11 protein-coding genes are annotated in these 18,538 nt (G+C 43.6%); 6 read left to right on the plus strand and 5 right to left on the minus strand.

Features of this window, described 5'->3' with window-relative positions; genetic code table 11:
- Window position 1: 1 nt before the first annotated feature.
- The 3 genes from AV939_RS15825 (at window position 2) to AV939_RS15835 (ending at window position 2,385) form a co-directional block, all read left to right on the plus strand.
- On the plus strand, window positions 2-1,417 hold the full coding sequence (locus AV939_RS15825) for an FAD-dependent oxidoreductase (protein ID WP_057789763.1): 1,416 nt from the start codon (window positions 2-4) through the stop codon (window positions 1,415-1,417).
- A 276-nt stretch (window positions 1,418-1,693) separates the two neighbouring features.
- Window positions 1,694-2,161, plus strand: coding sequence for a hypothetical protein (locus tag AV939_RS15830; protein ID WP_057789760.1), 468 nt, complete (start codon window positions 1,694-1,696; stop codon window positions 2,159-2,161).
- Entirely contained in the window at window positions 2,161-2,385 is a 225-nt protein-coding gene (locus tag AV939_RS15835; protein ID WP_057789758.1) for a helix-turn-helix transcriptional regulator, read from the plus strand. The genes AV939_RS15830 and AV939_RS15835 overlap by 1 nt, the downstream gene beginning before the upstream one ends.
- Before the next feature lie 121 nt (window positions 2,386-2,506).
- On the opposite strand, the gene AV939_RS15840 is transcribed toward AV939_RS15835, so the two are convergent.
- From AV939_RS15840 to AV939_RS15860, 5 genes are all read right to left on the minus strand, one after another.
- On the minus strand, window positions 2,507-8,641 hold the full coding sequence (locus AV939_RS15840; RefSeq protein WP_061997890.1) for a pectinesterase family protein: 6,135 nt from the start codon (window positions 8,639-8,641) through the stop codon (window positions 2,507-2,509).
- Window positions 8,642-8,739: 98 nt separating this feature from the next.
- Complete coding sequence (locus tag AV939_RS15845; RefSeq protein WP_057789756.1) at window positions 8,740-11,676, minus strand: TonB-dependent receptor; 2,937 nt, start codon at window positions 11,674-11,676, stop codon at window positions 8,740-8,742.
- Window positions 11,677-11,814: 138 nt separating this feature from the next.
- Window positions 11,815-13,158, minus strand: coding sequence for a pectate lyase family protein (locus tag AV939_RS15850; RefSeq protein WP_231751132.1), 1,344 nt, complete (start codon window positions 13,156-13,158; stop codon window positions 11,815-11,817).
- Entirely contained in the window at window positions 13,155-13,898 is a 744-nt protein-coding gene (locus tag AV939_RS15855) for an IclR family transcriptional regulator (RefSeq protein ID WP_057789754.1), read from the minus strand. Before AV939_RS15855 ends, AV939_RS15850 begins: the two co-directional genes overlap by 4 nt.
- Window positions 13,899-14,007: 109 nt before the next feature.
- Complete coding sequence (locus tag AV939_RS15860) at window positions 14,008-16,044, minus strand: pectate lyase family protein (RefSeq protein WP_063456795.1); 2,037 nt, start codon at window positions 16,042-16,044, stop codon at window positions 14,008-14,010.
- A 476-nt stretch (window positions 16,045-16,520) separates the two neighbouring features.
- Between AV939_RS15860 and AV939_RS15865 the strand changes: the two genes are divergently transcribed.
- From AV939_RS15865 to AV939_RS15875, 3 genes are all read left to right on the plus strand, one after another.
- Complete coding sequence (locus AV939_RS15865; protein WP_057789752.1) at window positions 16,521-16,916, plus strand: hypothetical protein; 396 nt, start codon at window positions 16,521-16,523, stop codon at window positions 16,914-16,916.
- Between the two features lie 143 nt (window positions 16,917-17,059).
- Window positions 17,060-17,647: a DUF2726 domain-containing protein gene (locus AV939_RS15870; protein WP_013782829.1), complete on the plus strand. Its 588-nt coding sequence runs from the start codon at window positions 17,060-17,062 to the stop codon at window positions 17,645-17,647.
- A gap of 192 nt (window positions 17,648-17,839) precedes the next feature.
- Window positions 17,840-18,538: a 5'-methylthioadenosine/adenosylhomocysteine nucleosidase gene (locus tag AV939_RS15875; RefSeq protein ID WP_057795931.1), complete on the plus strand. Its 699-nt coding sequence runs from the start codon at window positions 17,840-17,842 to the stop codon at window positions 18,536-18,538.

The raw sequence follows: 18,538 nt of genomic DNA on the forward strand, positions 1-18,538 counted from the left end.
TATGGCAAAGAACGTATACCAGTTTGTCGATGTTGAACGTATCGATCCGCCGAAAAAGCCGATCATGGTGCGTAAACACGAGTTCGCTGAAATTTATCAGCCGTTAAGTCAGTCACAAACCGAAGGCCAGGCAGATCGCTGCTTGGACTGCGGTAACCCGTATTGCGAATGGAAATGCCCAGTACATAACTACATTCCTCAATGGTTAGACCTTGCCAATGAAGGCCGTATTATTGAGGCGGCTGAGTTATCGCACAAAACCAATAGCTTGCCAGAAGTATGTGGCCGTGTTTGTCCTCAAGACAGACTATGCGAAGGGGCATGTACCCTAAATGACGACTTTGGCGCGGTAACTATCGGTAGTATTGAAAAATACATTACCGATACCGCATTTAAAATGGGCTGGCGCCCAGATATGTCTGACGTAGTTTGGACAGATAAGAAAGTCGCTATTGTAGGTGCGGGCCCAGCCGGATTAGCTTGTGCCGACATTCTTGTTCGAAACGGTGTGAAGCCTGTTGTATTCGACAAGTATGAAGAAATTGGCGGCTTGCTAACCTTTGGTATTCCATCATTTAAGCTTGAAAAAGACGTGATTAAGCTTCGCCGCGAAATCTTTACCGACATGGGTGTTGAGTTTGTACTTAAGACTGAAATTGGTAAAGACATTGAAATGCAAACCCTGCTAGATGACTACGACGCTGTGTTCTTAGGCATGGGGACGTATAAATCGATGCAAGGCGGCTTTGAAAATGAACATGTACACGGTGTTCATGATGCCCTGCCTTTCCTTATCTCAAACACAAACCGCGTGATGGGTCTTGAAAAAGACGAAGCCGACTTTGTTGATATGAAAGGCAAACGCGTAGTGGTTCTTGGGGGTGGTGATACCACCATGGACTGTGTACGTACGTCTATCCGCCAAGAAGCCGACCGCGTAATATGTGCTTATCGTCGAGATGAAGAAAGCATGCCTGGCTCTCGCCGAGAAGTGGTTAACGCAAAAGAAGAAGGGGTTGAATTCATGTTCAACATTCAACCTTTAGACATTGCTGTTGATAGTGAAGGCAACGCATGCGGTGTTAAATTCGTAAAAACCGAAATGGGCCCACCGGATATTAACGGCCGTCGTCGCCCCGTTGAAATTGAAGGTTCAGAGCACGTGGTTGAAGCAGATGCAATTATTATCGCGTTTGGTTTCCAGCCTAGCCCTGCCCCTTGGTTTGCTGAGTTTGGCATTATGCTAGACGAAAAAGGTCGCGTACGCGCCCCTGCTGCCGGTAAATATGCTTTCCAAACATCACACCCGCAAATCTTTGCTGGCGGTGATATGGTGCGTGGTAGTGACCTTGTGGTTACGGCTATCGATGAAGGCAGAAAAGCTGCAGACGGTATTATGGATTATATTGGCGTTTAATATCGACATGTGAAACAGCACGTTAACCGTGCCTCGTTGCACGTAATCTATTTAAAAGCTCGCTTAGGCGAGCTTTTTTGTGGCCAGCATATCTAAACCTTCAAAGAAATCCGCCTAGGGTACTTTCACCTACTACAACATCGCCTACAACATACTTTGTAACAACCTACCACAAGCTTTCTACAAGCACAAATGTATAGTATATTTAACATCAAGTTATATTTAATATACACAAAGTAAAACTTAATCACCATTAATAGGGCGCGGAGAAAAATAATGATTTCGTTCAGAGAGAAAAGTTTGTGGGTGTCTTTGCTAGTATCTGCGGTGATCGCCTCTATCTTTGGAGATAGCGTATACACACTTATGTTTTTGCAACCAAATACTAGCCTAGATGACACCACCGCCCTCATCATGCGAATTACTATTGCCTTCATAATCTTAGAGGTAGCTTTACACATCGCGTTAGCAATGAACCAGCAAGAAGATGCTAACATCCCTGAAGATGAGCGAGAGCGTTATCATCGACTTACCGCAAACAATGCGGGCTACTGGGTGCTATCAGCTGGTATTGTTAGTTGTGTGATACAGCAGATGATCAATAACCATATCGATTTTGACGTGCAAAATAGCTATAGCAATTATGCTCTTGCACCTATTGAGCTAAAATTAGTCCTTATTTTTTGGCTCTCGGAAGTAACCCGATTTGGTACTGAGATTTACTACTTCCGGAAAGAAAGTTAATGACGGCTAAATACACAATTACCAACAATATAAGAACCTTACGCTTTCTTGTCGATGAAATGACTCAGCAAGAGCTCGCGTCAAAGGTGGGCGTTACGCGACAAACTATCATGGCAATTGAAAAAGGAAAATACTCCCCTTCCCTTGAAGTCGCCTTCAAAATTGCCTTGGTATTTAATAAGCCCTTTAATGAGGTATTTCAGTATTCGAAAGAGGGGGAGTGATGCCATTAATACGCTAAAGCTAATACCTTAGAGACGTGCGTTTTAAGATATTTTTCTGACATTCAAAAGCGCCATTATCTTCTCAATAATGGCGCTTTTCAACTCATCATCAGTTTGCGTATTAGTGTTTACCTGGAATAGCAGACATATCTTGGATAATCTTACCTACGCCAGAGTGATTAATAACACGCTGCTTCACGACATCTGCGTTTTCAAGCACATAATCGTAAGGTACTTCAAAACTTGATGTAGGAGTTGCATCTGGCCCAGCGACAACATCCCCTTCTTCAGGCTCAGACCACGTGACTCCCTCACCGAATACGTTACCCGATGTGTTCCAATACCCAATAACATCGGAGTAAAAAGATACTATTGGGTTTTTGGTATTCTCGAACACGTTGTTCTCAATTTGTAACTCAGCACCAATTCTCGAATTGATGGCGGTAGAGGATATTTGGTTATAGTAGTTATTATACAAATGCCCGTGGCCATAGCGAAATAATGGCAATCGAGATTCAATATTCTCAAAGCGATTGTGATGGAAGGTAATTAAGCGCTCAGTGCTTGCACTGCTAGTATCGCTTTCGGTATGACCGTGCAACGATGCCTTCCAGTGATCATGCAGATAATTGTATGAAATAGTAATATTTTTTGCGCCCCGTTTACTATCAACTAACCCATCGTAAAAATCTTTATCTACCGCTAAGGTGCTATATAACTCGTTATGGTCGATCCAAATATTGCTTGTGCTTGAACCGTCGTTATCACCTTCAATAGAGATAGCATCTTTACCTTCTGTAAGTACATGGTGGATACGTAAGTTGCGAATTATCACATTATTGGCACGTTTAATTAAAATACCAATTCCATCAAATTCACCTCTGTTGGCCACACCAATAATCGACACATCATTCATATCACGTATTTCAATGGCAGACCCCGTGCCTCCTGAGTTGGCATCAGTAATAGTGCCATCAACATAAATCGTTATCGGTGTATTCGCTGCACTTGCATTATCCAGTGCAGTCTTTAAATCCAAACCGTTATCCACAGTAACGACCGTTCCACCCGCTCCACCAGTTAAATCGAAACTATACTGTGCGAAGCCGCTTGCCGTAAAGGTAGGTGCCGGCGCAATCTCTGGTACATTGGGTGCTTGCGGTTCCCAGCCTTCACCATTGTTAAAATGAGAAAAAATATCACTTCGATTGGTAAGCGCAGCAACCTCACTCTCAGATAAAATGTACACGAACTCTCTAGCTGAAAGATCTAGTGGGTTACCGTTGATGTCCATACTGCCATACTCGCGCCAGCCTGCCGTCGATGTTGCTGGACTAGGATTGGTAGCGGGTTGGTTTCGAACGCCTTCACCCGCCCAGCCCCTAGTCGCTATGTGAGTATCAAATCGATTATTAATAAGGGTGATATTATCGAAGTAATCCGCACTTCCACCACTGCGTGCAATATAGGTTGAGTTATCAAGTACACCGTTACCGATAGGACCTGGTCCATGGGTAAATTGATTGTTCAGGAAAATAAAACCTTTATTGGTAATCTCAGGAACTCTCGCCTGCAGAATGTACCCACCTGCGGTGTCTTCCTCTGGATCTCCATTTTTAGAATCACCAATTGTTCGAATTTCACTCTCTTCAAACAACGCAGTATCAACATAGCCCCAGATGAAATCTACATTGCCTGCCACTAACGATTGGTAGAACCAACTAAAGCCTTTAAGCAAGAGCGTATCTTGTTCACTGACAAAGTTCATACGCACCGCGGTTAATCTTCCGGCATCGCTATTAAAATAAAGTGTTTCTGCTTGGTTTGAATAGGCATTACTTCGAATATGTGAATTTTTCAGAGTAAAGTTATTAAAGGTTAAGTCATCTACGCCCTCTATAAGAAACACACTTCTGCCGCCTGAAGGAGTCCCTGTTGAGGGCGCTTCGCTTTTGCCACTCCCGCTGTTAAAGCTTTCAAAGTTGTCGTAATAAACAAGGGTATTGTCACGGCTCTCTCCTTGCAAAGTAACCTTATTGTTACCCCGTAAGAACAGCATTTCTTGATATTCACCGTCTCTAATCGTGACGTTCGACGGTGTTTCAACAGGGACATTTTGCATAATGTGATTAAGCGCGCCCTGCACCGTGCGAAAATCGGCCTCAGCGTCGTCATCAACGACAATCGAATTGCCTGAAGGAGCGGCCTCTCGAGTACTAAAGGCCCAATCCGCATCTTTCCCAAGGCCTACAAACGTTTCTCCATTCAGAGTACCGCTGGTTAAGACGTTATCCCCAATAGATACATAGTAAGAATGACCGTAATCGAGTGCATTTGTATGCGGCTTAACTACAAGTGAATTCCCCTTAACGTAAACTGGACGATAATTAACTTTGCGTTGTCTTTCCTGGCCTTTGAAACCAATGTAGTCGGTATCACCAGCTACATTCACCACATCGACAAGCGTATCGTCAGAAGCGTTGTAAATGCGAATTTCACCGCTACTCCCTAACGTGGGCGTATCGTCAAACGTTAAGGTGAGTAGCGTATCGACATAAGCATTTTGATTGCCAGAACTGGGGATCGTATCCGCAGACAAATCACCATAAGCGGCCGTCGGCATAATAAATCCTTCCTCGACAGTAACAGCAATGTGCTTTACTAACGTGGGGTCAGAACCCGATGTGATTGTGACTATCGCATTTCCTTCAGCCGTAGGCGTAAGTGTCACCTGCGGGCCATCTTGAGCAATCGTTAATACATTGGCATCACTGGTTGTTACGGTAAATGTATCTTCGGTAATACCATCATCTTGCACTGCGGTGACATAGATAAACAACGGATCGCTACTGGTGGTGGTTTCCCAATTAGGCTCTTTATAATCAAGCGTAAGCTGAACCGGCTTTACCAACGGGTTTCCAACCTTGAGGTCATCTAATTCAAAAGATCTGTTGTTGGTAAAAATTCCTATTAAACCCGCTGCGTTATAGGTTGAATCCACAGTACTCCCCATGTTTTCACCATCAAGGTAAACCGTTAGGTTTTCACCATCCATGTCAAAACGTACTCGATACCACGTGCCATCAGTTTCCTCTTTTTCACCTAGCAAGATAGGTGATTTTTTCTGTACAGGACGGGCAATGCTCCCATCAGTACTAATCGCCACTTCAACTTGCGTGCTACTCGATGAATTTTGTATATTAAGTCCACCAGCGTACCAGTTGCCAGCACTAACATAACGCCCCATTAAGAAAAGTTGTTTGTTACGAGTAGTACTATTTTGACGCGGACGAATACGGGCTTCGACATAATAATTGCCGCTTTCAGGCAACCCACTTAGTGCCGTTTCTTTAACTAACAAAATTTCCCCGCCTTCGCCACCAGCGGTATAACGAAGAACGTTGTTGCCATCATCATCAAGAATATCGAATACGCCTTGAGGTCCGTTAGTGCCTGCATCGTCTGCAATCAGGGTAAAGTTATCCAATGAACCTTCTGCAAAATCGTCACAAAAATAAAGTTCAGGCTCGCTATCACAATTGAACTGACTATTGTTAGGCGCATCACCAACGTAGGCGATGACCACGTTATCAATCACTACTTTACCGCCACTTTCAGTTCGCATTTGAAGAAACGACGTGGGCGTTGCAACCAATCCTTCTATCGTCAACTTTTGGCCTGGTATGAGGGAGGTAATGAGTTCGCTGTAGAACTTAGAATCACTGCCATGTATCGACTTACCACTACTACTGGTATTGTTATCGACATAGATTTGGAAGTTGTTATTAGCTTCGGCATCTTCTATAGCAATCACATCCATGCTAATCGTGTATTCACGGCTTAAATCAAGCACGCCAGTCGTGGTGGTATCTTCAGCTGTGGTATCGATTTCAGGAGTGGTATTGCCCAACGTGAATCGAGCGCTGTCCATAGATAATTCGCCGTCAGTGATGGTAATACCTGAACCACCACCGGTAACACTATAAAAAGGCGTAGTAGCATCGGTCGCTTTATACTCTGCACTAAAGAAAGTATCGATATCGGTTTCAAACGTTTCATCTAACAATACATTCGCTTCGATATACTCAATATGAATATTGTCGATTACGACAACTGAGCCACTTTCGGTTCTAAATTGTAGGTATGAATTTGGTGTCGCTACCTGCCCCTCTACGGTCATGGTAGTCCCTGCTACTAAATCAACCACCGGCTCATTAAAGAAACGTGAATCTCCCCCTAAGTGTGAATTAGCGCTACCTGACGTATTATTATCTACGTAAATTTGGAAGTGATTATCGCCTTCGGTATCTTCCGCTGAGATAACATCGAATACCACCGTGTATGGCCGACTTAAATCGAGTGCGCCGGTAGAAGATGTATCGTCAGACGAGCTTATTACATCCGGCTCAGTGTTTCCTAACGTGAAACGACCACCATCCAGTTCAATACCGGTTGCAACCTGAGTTACAGAGCCGCCGGTAATACTAAGCATAGGAACTTGTTCACCCTCCCCATTTTCTATTGCAGCAAAATTAGTTGAAAATATATCTTCACTCTCTTCGGCAAAGCTGAGCGACAGGGGTAGCGATACACTTGGAATAATAACGGGTTCTTCAGGCTCGGTAGGATCCGGTTCTGACGGCGGAGGCGGTTCAACCGCATCTGCTATCGTCTCAATTTTTAAATTATCAATGGTAATCGTTGCACTTGAGTCTGTGCGTAATTGGAAGAAGCTATTAGTGATACTGCTGTCGAGTATTTTGGCATCTGGAGCCGTGGGATCACCACCGCCAATATCGTCGCCAGGCTCGTAGGTATAAGTGAAACGTTCACCCGCCACTATAGCGCCATCCGCTAAACCTTCACTCACAAATTTAGAGGCAGCACCATGTACAGAGTTATCTTGTCCTGTCGTGTTGTTGTCGACATAAAGCGAGAATGACCCACCACTATTATGAGAAATAACATCGAAGCTAATGGTAAAACCTTCACTCAGGTTGTAAATACCCGAGCCTACGGTATTAGATGAAGATGTGTTTGCACCAGGGTTTTGAGCGGCGTTTCCAATGCTAAACCGATCGCCTTCCAAGGTAAGCTGTCCTGTAGTAGCATCAACTAATGGGCTACCACCGGTAACGTAATAAAGCGCACCAGCATCAGGCTCGTCACTTAGACGTTTATATGAAGATGAAAAAAATGTATCTGTATCGGTATCAAAATTCTCTTCTAGTGCGGCTTGAATAGCGTTCGCGGCCTCCTCTAACTTCATCAATTGTGCGTCAGACTGTGCTTGAGTAAAAGCGAACAAATACGCTGCGGGATCGTCTTTAGCCAGACAACTTTCAACTTGTAGTGCTAACGCGTTAGTCGTGGCTTCTTCGCCCGATACCACACAAAGGCTGTATACATCGTTTACCGTATTGTAAGCCCGAGAAATAAGGTGCTCAGTCTGATCGTCATAATTTAACGTAATGACTTTTCTGCCAAATGAAAACGTGTAACTGCCAGTAACGTTAGTTTCGCCGTGAACCCGTACAAAACCACCTGCTAAATTTGTTTCATCGCTTGGTGTAAAGGTATAAGTGGCTTGAGAAACCGTACGCCCTTTAATGTTTGGGGCGTATATTTCCCCAGTAAATTTTGTCACATCAAAGGTATTTGGAAACAATGTACCAAGATCAGTTTCAAGATAATTGACGAAGTGAGTTACGGCAGTTGCTTTATCAACAAGGGTACTACTCGCCCCGCCAGCCGAGCCTAGCCAAATTTCTACGTCGGCGGCAAAATCAGCATCTGATTGATTAAAGAAATCACCAAGTGACTGCCCGTCATCAAGGGTGGCCACTGCCACATTAGCCGCGCTATCGCTAACCGATATACCGTTGCTAGCATCGCCATCAATATCTAACGATTGAAGCAAACGAATGGTATTCACTACCGATTGATTAAATGGGTTGTCGGTAGCGAATAAATCGAGAGGTGATATAACACTAGATGCTGGCGCATCAGGAAATATGAGGTCACCTATATGAAAGCTTAGTTGCTCACCTCTAAAATAAGAAAACTCTCCACTGGCATTGGTTACGCCATCGGGGACCGATGCAGATGTATAACCCAACCCCGACACCGGACTGTCTACAAACACCCCTGTTAATGCGGGATCTGGGGGAAGGGTGACATTAGTGTTGCTTTTTTCGCCGCAGGCGCTAATGAGAATAACACCGCCCACAAGGGCTGCTATTTTTGTGAGTTTCATAGTACTCAATCTCCATTTTCTACTGGGCGCACTACGTCTTAAATTGTCCGCTCCAGCGATATAGGGTGGATAAAGCCGGGTTACCCCAGCACAAACAATTAGTAGAACTTAATATTTACGCCAAGCTGATAGCTGCGGCCATACTCTTCCTTTTGAAACAGCACATTACCGCCACTTAAGGCATTGCCTTCGAAATAGCGCAAGTCGGCTTCATCGGTAAGGTTAATTGCATCGAAATAGACTTGGGCATAATCAGTGATGTCGTACTGAAGTTTGAAGTCGAGACTTTTCACATCGTCTTGATATTGGTCACCCCATACCTTACAAGCTTTTGGATCGTTCAAATTAGCAGTGCCTGGACAGGAGCCAATTTGCTCAAGAACTTCTGAGCGCATATTGCCAATCAATCGAGCCGAAAAGGTTTTACTTTCCCACCCTACAACAAGATTAAATGTTGTATCAGCCTGATCCGGTAAGGCCACAGTTCCCTGACGAATACTGCTATCTAAAGTGGCTTCGCTATCTAGCAAAGTCGCGTTGCTTTGCAAGAAAAAACCATTTTCAAAGTATTGATTGTAGCTAAGCTCTATCCCAAATACGGTGGCTTTGTCCCCATTAACGGTAATGTTGATTTCGTTGAGGTATAAGTCTTGTGGAATGACAAACTCGGTCACCTGATTAACCGGTAACGTAAGGGGAAGTTCATCAAGCGACATGCCTATACCGTTAACATCAACAATAAAATTATCGATGTCTTTGTAAAACACAGCCGCTTCCATGAATAGGTTTTCGCTAGGATACCATCCAATTGATGCATCGTAGTTAATCGAGGTCATTGCCAATAAATTAGGATTGCCAACATCTAATGCGTTGTCAGAGCCCAATACAAACTGGCTAAGCTGTTGTAACGAAGCGCCACCTTGGCTATCGTCACAGTCATCAGAGCCCGGAGGGCACAGCTCAATATCACTATCAAAAATGGCATATGCGCGTGCTTGTTTAAATGATGGACGCGTAAAGCTGGTCCATACCGCTCCCCGAACTAACAAGGTTTCAGAGGGCTCCCATTTCACATGTGCGCTTGGGAAAAACTCACTGTATTTGATGGTTGCATCAGGAAGAGGAATAGCAATATCTAACGTACCCGCTCCTGCCCCATTGAACTCAAAGTCATCGTTTTCAAGTGACATATAACCCGCAGATGAAAATTCTGTTTGTGCCCAACGAACGCCCGTTGTTAACGTAGCGTCAGCTCCAAGTGGAAGTTCCGCCATTGCGTAGACTGCTTGTGTATCTTCAACAATGCTGTAGTCGCCTTTAGTACTTTCTATTGATACTTCACCGTTGGTCGCGGGCACCACCGTTTGCCGTGTAGCATTAACGATTTCATCAACAACACTACGACTTTCGAAGGGCAGTTGAAAGGCGCTGTTGTCAGGAATACTACTTTCATAATCGGCCAAAGTGGAATTAACAGCCGCAATGCAAACCTCGTCGCTACAATCACTCGCAGAAGGATCGAAACTCCACCGGTCTTTATTACGCACATGGTCTCGTTCGGTAACTTCGGCACCTATCTTAATGAAGTCTAACCAGTCGTTAAAAACATCGGCGCGTAAATTCAAACTGAAGGTTTTAATCTCATCAACACGGTCGCCTCCTTCGAGAAACAAATTATCGAATTGATAATTGGAAAGGTCAGAGCCATCTCCACTTCCCGACGTGCCAAATATGCTGTTATTGGGGTCATAAGAAAGACCAGCGATACCTGCTGCTTCATCTGGACTAAGCGTTTTTGCGCGTATGTTATCTCTAGATGCTTGGCCATATACAATCAGGTCGCGCTCGCGAAATTGAACCCGCCTATCACCGTTTGAGTCTTCGTCAGAACGAGACTGGGCATACTCATAATCGAACACAAATCTATCGGCAATTCTATTTTCTCCCCCGATACTGAAGGTCGCCGTTTTGTTCTCACTTTCTTGAATAAAATGCTGATGAAAAACATCGATATCACTGAGAATAAATTCTTTTGTTTGGCTGTTTACGTAAACAATTTCCCCATTACCTACCGAACCGGCATCTTGAAAGTCGTAGAATTCCCTTAAGGCTAAATCGTCGTCTTCGAATTGCGTGTACGTTCCTTTAACATAGTAGTACGCATCTGCAGAAGGCTTGTATTCAATATTAAGCGCTGCAGCTTGTCGGGTTCTCCCCGCTATTTCTCGGCGAACTTCAAGCTGAGCCGGAGCGAGAATTTCGTCTCCCGCAGCAATTTCTTCCTCGGTTTTACCTAAATCAGCCGTGTAAAACTTCATTTCGTTACTACTATGATGACGGGTTTCGTCTATTTGCGTTTTTCGGTCTTCATGTGAAAGCGCAAATCCTATGCCAAGGGTGTTCTCAAGAAAAAATTGAGTCCCGTCAATGCTAAATTTAGGTGAATGGGCTTCACGAGCATCTGAATATGCATCTTGAATGCGCATTTTGAGGGTGTTCTTTCCTCGATCAAACGCCGATATTGCTTTTACGTTAACGGTGCCGCCAATCGAATTTAAATTCTGATCTGGGGTCAGCGTTTTCAGTACCTCAATGGTTCCTAATAAATCAGCGGGCAGCGCATCTAGGCCTACTTTGCGCTCTTCGCCTGCGCCTGACATCTGTGAACCGTTCATGTTGATAGATACAAAACCAGGCCCAAGGCCTCGAACCGTTACGTACTTCCCTTCACCTTCAGAACGCTGCAGCGTAACACCAGGCAACCGTCTAAGAGACTCAGCAACGTTTTGATCAACAAAATTTCCTAAATCGTCGGTTGAAATAACAGAACTAAACCCGCTTTTCATCCGCTCTAAATCACGAGCTTTCAAATCGGCTTGTTTAACCCCTTTTACTTCAACTACTTCTATATCATCAGGGGTGTCACTAGCTTGGGTTTGTTCAGTTTGATCTTCTATCGACTCATTGGTTTGTGCCATGCCTGAAAAGGCTGTGGAAACCGTTAGCGCAAGCGCTGTCCATTTAAACACTTTCATGTTTTGAACTCCTAAATTCCAAAATCAACACAGCGCTGTAGGTGCCTTTGCCGTGCCACCGGTGGCATTATCACTCAAAAGGAAAAGATTTCACATTAAAATTAACCACTTCTTAACAAAATATTAAAATATGAATCATTAATGCTGATTTGGAGTAATTCCAGCAAGTATTTGCCACTTTTCGTCACTAACAGGTTGCTGAATTTTAATGTTGGAAGGTATTTTCAGGTTAAAGTATTCGTTGTAGTCTTCCCATGCCATTACATCTAACTCATTATCTATAATTCCCTTTTCATACATATACGTATTAGTTGTTAGCTGGGCAAGAATCCGAGTATCGACAGGGTCTAATTGCATACCGTACCGAGTTTGATTTGCGCCTATATTCCTGTTAATGATCAATGTATTCCAGCTCGCTTCTGCACTTACAATAGGGTCATTCAGCGCATCAATCGCCTTTGTATTAAGCGGCTTATCCACTAAGACGTTGTCTAATATAAGCTGTGCGGATGGGGTATTTAACTTAAGATTCTTTACAACAACACCTAACCGGTTATTAGATGTCATCTGTGGATGAGAACGCATTACGTTGTCGGCAATAAAAACCGACGTTGCGGGATTATCAAGCGCCCATATTTGATAGAACCACACTTTCTGTGTAGCTGGTCCTGGCACGTATACATTACCTACAAGGTTGGCTTTCCCATTTTCCCCTCCATAGGTTGAGTTGCTCTGCCAATTGGCAATTATGTTGTTTCTGATGTCGACAAATTCATTTTTCTGAGCATAAAGAGGCTTAAGCCGCCACCCATTAATTCTAGGATTTCGGCTGGTGTGGTTTGCAAGTAAATTCTGTATAAAACTTGCATTGCTTCCCCCCCATATCCCGCCATACCCATGGTTACCCTTGTGGTGCCCCGCATTATTCAGGCTCTCAGATAGAATGCTGTTTTGAAGTGTGAACCGTTCGTTGTTGTAGAAAGATCCTACTTCGTCGCTAGACCAGCTAAGAGAACAATGGTCTATTATGACATCTTTTGTGTTGCGTACCGTGAGGGCATCGCCCTCTTCGCTTGAGCGGCCAGGCCGAAAGCGCAAGTGCCGAAAAATAACCTGATTAGCCTCTATGCTGGTAGAAGCTCCTGAAATAACGATGCCTCTAGGGGAAGTATGCCCTGCGATAGTCACGTTTCCATGTTTTATTTCAAGCTCTTTCTCCAAGTGAATAATGCCTGAAACGCTAAACACGATGAGCCGAGGATAAGCCTGTCTTACTGCCCACCTAAGCGTACCTTTTTGAGGGGATTTAGCATTATCATTTAATGACGAAACTACTAGGACTCTTCCACGGTTTCCGCCTTCTGTATACTTTCCAAATCCTCTTGCCCCATCAAACGCTAACGGCGTGGCTTCACACCTAAATAAACCGCAATAGAAAAATACACACGATAGTATTACGCATCCAGATACTAAATATTTCACACTGATTCCTCTTCATCAGCAAGACTAAAGGTTAGGGGTATTCGAGCGATGGACTTTAGTTTTTCACCCCATGATTGTAATGTCTTGTAATCGAACTCTTTGCCTTCAAGTTCTACCGCCAACATGGCAACAAACTCTCCTTCTTTTGCAAATACAGGAACCGAAAGTAACGTTGCATTCCGTCTAGTGTAATAGCTCATGGCAAACCCACGAGTACATACTTCAGTCCGGTATTTCGTGGCTAGATTTTTATCGAAAAACGCTATTTTTTCAGAATCTTTAAGGCGTGTATAACGATTATGATATGTGAGCATAATATGACCTGGTGCAGAGTTAAAAAGTGGAAGTTTGCTTCCTGGACGAATGCTTGATATACGGCTTGGGCGCGCATCCAATACATCAATAACAAATGCACAATAATCGCCTGGCACACATATAATGGCACTGCAGTCTGAAGAAGCTAACAAAGAAGCAAGCGACGGTGCGATAAGCCTTTGAAGATGGCGGGCGCGAGAATTAGCCGCAGAAATTTCGTAAACTCTACTACCGTAAAAGTAGCGAGTTCCTCGTTTTTCAATTACCCGTTCACTCGACAACGTTCTTAGTAATCTAAATACAGATGTACGCGGTAGGTGAAGTGTCTCTTCAATTTGAGTAGCCGTTAATCCAGTTTTAGATTTAGCAATGAATTGACACAATTGAATTGCTTGAAAAACACTGGGAATAATATATCGCTCCATTCCTAACCTGCTCCAAATTTGAACAATCAGGCGATATTAACATGAATTTAATAAAATGCTACCGGTGGCATATAAAAGCGCCCACACCACAAGTTGGGCGCGTATTTATTTACTGTCTAGTCAATTCAAACATTTGATTGTCTGCTTGAGCAATACAAGTCCACTGAATTATATTGGCACCATTACCCCCGCCCTGCCCAGCTATATCAAGGCATAGCTCGCTGTTTCTTGCTACAATTCGCCACTTACCCGAACCGGCAGATTGAAAGCGGAACAGTTGATTATTGCCTCCACTATATTGCCACAATTGAACGTTCTCCCCTGCAGATGTCGAGTTATTTGATATCTCTAAACTCTGCTGCAATGCGTTTAATGGTGAGATACGGTGCCAAATTCCATCCACTTGCGAAATGGTAAATTTTTGACAATCATTGTCTAACCATTCCCATTGGCGAATATTTGAACCATTTGTAGTTCCGCAGTTGGCTACATCAAAACTTCGTCCGCTATGTACAGGGGTAATTCTATAGATTCCGTTCACCGTGCCATTGACAACATTTGAACCTCCATCACTACTGCCCCCTCCATTACTATCTAGCCCAAAATAAATTTCGAATTCAGCTATTTGAGGCGTCGATGATGATGAATCAATGACAAAGTTAAGTTTGCCTAAGCTTACATCTGAAAACGTTATGGGATCAGGAATAGTGTTACCTGATGTAATGATTGAACCAGTGTCGTTATTAACCAATCTCCAAGACGTAACGCGCCCTTCAGCACCACTTCTTTCTACAATTCGAACTGCGTTAATGGTTGTGTCCAACCCTTTGATACTAACGCGACCGGTTGAACCGTTAGGTGACCAATAGGTGCTGGTATCCCCATCTTTAACGTTGCCATAACTGGTACCACTTGCTTTTGAACTACCATCAGCATCGGCCGAGAGAGAGAGGTTAACGCCGGAAGGCGTATCGCCGTTATCACCGCCGCCGTTATCACCGCCGCCGTTATCACCGCCGCCGTTGTCACCACCGCCGTTGTCACCACCGCCGTTGTCACCACCGCCAGTAGTTCCACAACTACCGTCAGATACTTGCAAATTTTTATTCGCGCCAGCTGTTTGTTGCAAGATGTTGCGGACGCATGAGGCATTATCGAGAGTATAAGAATACGGGATGCCAACACTAGTGGTAGAAACCACGTTCGGACCGGCTGGCTGATAGTCATCGTCAGATGAACTCCATGTTACGCCGCTTCCAAAAATGTTCCCGGCTACCTGCCAATCGCCATCAGTCGTGGTATAAAACGTTCCCAACACATCTTTAGCATCTTCAAAATAGTTATTCTCAACTTTAACCTCAGCCCCTGCTCTTGAATTGATACCCGACGATTCAATACCGTCGTAATGATTGTTGTAAATATGCGCAGTGGCCCCTCGCACTAGAGGTACTCGCGAGTTTAAATTCTCAAAAATATTATGGTGATAGGTTAATGGCCCATTATTGACTTGGGATTCGCTTGAACCTACTAATCCCCCACGACCAGAGTTGAGCAAATGACTGTACGAAAGCGTGATATATTTTGAATTGTCCTTTACATCAAATAACCCGTCGTAACCCTCGCTTTCGCCGCCACTTGCTTCTAATGTTACGTGATCTACCCACACGTTTCGCACATCGGTTTCAATACCGATGGCATCGCCACCGTTAGATGTTGGTGAACCCGATTTTTTCACATTTCGAACGTGAACATTTCGTATAATAATGTTGGTAGAATTCCGTATGTGTATTCCAAGTTCATCAAACAAGGCACCTTGACCTACCCCTATAAGGGTTACGTTACTAATGTCTTTTAATTCAATTTTATCCTCTGCGGTATTGCAACTACTTCCCGACACTTTTTCAGTATTACCGTGATTTATAGTGCCTTCTACTTCGATGATAATCGGTGTTTCACTGGTGTTCCGATTACAGAGTGCCTCATGTATCTGTTTGCCCGTTGTTACGCGTACCACATCACCTCCTGCGCCACCGGTCGCACCCCCGTTTTGGGTATGAAAGCCCGAGCCATAAGCACCTGACATTGAGCACACAAGCAATACAGCAATCGAGGCTCTACCTTTCTTCAAATTAGTTATAACATTCATCTTTAATCCCTGAATTTTATTAAAAAAATAAAAATAAACTTTTACCAAAAACTAAGAAAACATTACCTTCAATTACTTCAAAAAAGATATTAAAGCTAAACTAAAGCAAAAGTTCACAAGCTATTTTAAATAAGTAAACCAACCACCAAATGCCACCGGTGGCAAATGTAGAGTAGTTTAATTTGAAAAAAATGTTAAATAAATATTAAAAATAATCGAGATCATTATTACTATCTTTTATCCCAAGGCTAATGGGCCATACTTTCAAGTAGATACTAGGGGGCATGATGATGATATTGGAATGCGTTATATAAAGAAGTACAAATAATAGGTTGAATACATAGCGCAAAAGATAAAAGTGGCCGCAATATACCCATCATGTAATGAACATACCTTGTGCAACTATTTGTCTATTGCTCTTATATAGTTAGCCCACTATTATCGATACAAAGAGTGATTACGGGTTAACAAGAATAATGACAAGCGGTTTACGTAAAAGCATCAATATAGTTTTACTTGGCGGGCTAGCAATGGCCAGCCAAGCTTTAGCCGATACTGTGACCACCAACAGTTCATTAGATGCACCTGTTGTTCAGACTTGCCCTGCTTCCTTTTTTGACGTCTCGCTGATGACCAATGCCCGTCAGTGTCAGCAATTCGACGATAGCTTGCCTGCTAGCTTAGTTTATTTTACTAAGCACACACCTAAAGATGTTATTGCCTACTATCAAAATGCCTATCCGCAATTTGTAAAAAAATCGCCGGTTAACCACCGCACCATGCTTGCAGCAATAGATGACTCGGTTCGTATTGTGGTGTCACCGGATAATATGGGCACGCAAGTTGATGTACTTATCATTAGTAAGCCGTAACCTCCCCTAAGTTTTATTTCCGCCTAGCTCCTCTCCTCGTTCAATGTGGCACTGCCTTTGCAATTTCAGTAAAGAACCACAGTGGTGTCAAAAAAAGCGTCATTTTTATGACGCGCATTACACGTTGATATGCGAGGAATATGATGGAACTGGCAATTATTTTAATGATGTTACTTATTGTGGTGGCATTAGGCGCCATAAAATTATCAGATGGTGGCGTAGCGTTTCCTTTTCGCCGAAAGCCACAGCTTTTCACTCCTGTAGAGCACTCATTTTTAAACCTTATTGAACAAGCAATGGGGCGAGAGTTTCGTATCATTTGCCGTGTGCGCTTGAGCGACATAGTGTCAGTAAGGCAATCGGCCAACAAGAAAACGGCCAGCCAAGCTATTTCTAGAGCCTCTTCGCGCCAACTCGATTTTATTCTGGTCGATAAACAGGACATGAGCCCAATATTAGCTATCGACCTTGTGCATAACCAAGGGAAGGAAGGTTACAAAACCCAGCGCGATTGGTTTGTATCTGGCGCATTAGATGCGGCGGGTGTTCCTCATGCGCGCATTAAGGTTAAGTCGGGTTATACCGTCGACGACATTCGTGAATGCCTTGAAAACAAGCTTATTCCTTATAGAAGAATTCAACAAAAAATGTCACAGCTTCCTACGCACAACCCTGAACCGACTAAGCGCCCTACTCGCCCAGTAAGGTCTAGCCGCGCGGCAGCTGCGTAAAATATTACTATTTCCCCCTAGCCTTTGTTGCGCTCCATTATTGCTGTAATAGCAGGTGACAAAGGCTTTTTCCTGTCAGTTTTCCTCATTTCCTTATACAATTCATTACCATATCTATAGCAATTTTTGCTTTCCCCCATATTTGACTAAATCGTTAATGACGTGAAAGAGACTGACATGAAAGAGACTGGCATGAAAAAAATTGGCATTCTAGGCGCAATGGACGAAGAAGTTGCGTTACTTAAAGCTTCACTTTCAAACCTAAAAGAAACCACATGGAAACACTTAACCTTTTATGAAGGCACCCTTAATAATGTTGAGGTTGTGTTGGTAAAATGCGGCATAGGAAAAGTTGCAGCGGCACTTGCCACTACGGTACTTATTGAACAATACGCGCCAGATGCTGTAGTAAACACAGGTTCAGCTGGCGGCTTTGATAAAAGCTTAAACATTGGTGACTTGGTGATTGCCACACACGTTATCCATCACGACGTGGATTTAACCCATTTCGGTTACAAGCTTGGCCAATGTGCTGGCATGCCTGAAGACTACCGTTGTGACAATACGCTAATTGAAGCTGCCAAAACGGCGACGGGCGAGTTAGAAAACATCCAATCTACCAGTGGCCTTATTTGTACTGGCGATTCGTTTATCGGTACCGATGAAGCTGTAGAAGCGTTACGTGAAAGTTTCCCTGATATGAAAGCGGTTGAAATGGAAGGTGCTGCGATAGCCCAAACCTGTCACATGCTTGATGTTCCGTTTCTTGTCATACGTTCGCTGTCGGATATCGCAGGCAAGACATCAACGGTCAGTTTTAAAGAATATTTAGATACTGCTGCAAAACATTCAGCGCAACTTGTTATGGCTATGATTAAAGCGTTGGCGTAA

It is taken from the genome of Alteromonas sp. Mac1, assembly GCF_001562125.1.
In the GTDB taxonomy this organism is placed as follows: Bacteria; Pseudomonadota; Gammaproteobacteria; order Enterobacterales; family Alteromonadaceae; genus Alteromonas; species Alteromonas stellipolaris.

What these genes read in the sequence shown, in the direction of transcription:
- AV939_RS15835 (WP_057789758.1), top strand. Translation starts at nt 2,161, where the DNA reads ATGACGGCTAAATACACAATTACCAACAATATAAGAACCTTACGCTTT.
- AV939_RS15860 (WP_063456795.1), bottom strand. Translation starts at nt 16,044, where the DNA reads ATGAATGTTATAACTAATTTGAAGAAAGGTAGAGCCTCGATTGCTGTA.
- AV939_RS15870 (WP_013782829.1), top strand. Translation starts at nt 17,060, where the DNA reads ATGGAACTGGCAATTATTTTAATGATGTTACTTATTGTGGTGGCATTA.
- AV939_RS15865 (WP_057789752.1), top strand. Translation starts at nt 16,521, where the DNA reads ATGACAAGCGGTTTACGTAAAAGCATCAATATAGTTTTACTTGGCGGG.
- AV939_RS15825 (WP_057789763.1), top strand. Translation starts at nt 2, where the DNA reads ATGGCAAAGAACGTATACCAGTTTGTCGATGTTGAACGTATCGATCCG.
- AV939_RS15855 (WP_057789754.1), bottom strand. Translation starts at nt 13,898, where the DNA reads ATGGAGCGATATATTATTCCCAGTGTTTTTCAAGCAATTCAATTGTGT.
- AV939_RS15830 (WP_057789760.1), top strand. Translation starts at nt 1,694, where the DNA reads ATGATTTCGTTCAGAGAGAAAAGTTTGTGGGTGTCTTTGCTAGTATCT.
- AV939_RS15875 (WP_057795931.1), top strand. Translation starts at nt 17,840, where the DNA reads ATGAAAAAAATTGGCATTCTAGGCGCAATGGACGAAGAAGTTGCGTTA.
- AV939_RS15840 (WP_061997890.1), bottom strand. Translation starts at nt 8,641, where the DNA reads ATGAAACTCACAAAAATAGCAGCCCTTGTGGGCGGTGTTATTCTCATT.
- AV939_RS15845 (WP_057789756.1), bottom strand. Translation starts at nt 11,676, where the DNA reads ATGAAAGTGTTTAAATGGACAGCGCTTGCGCTAACGGTTTCCACAGCC.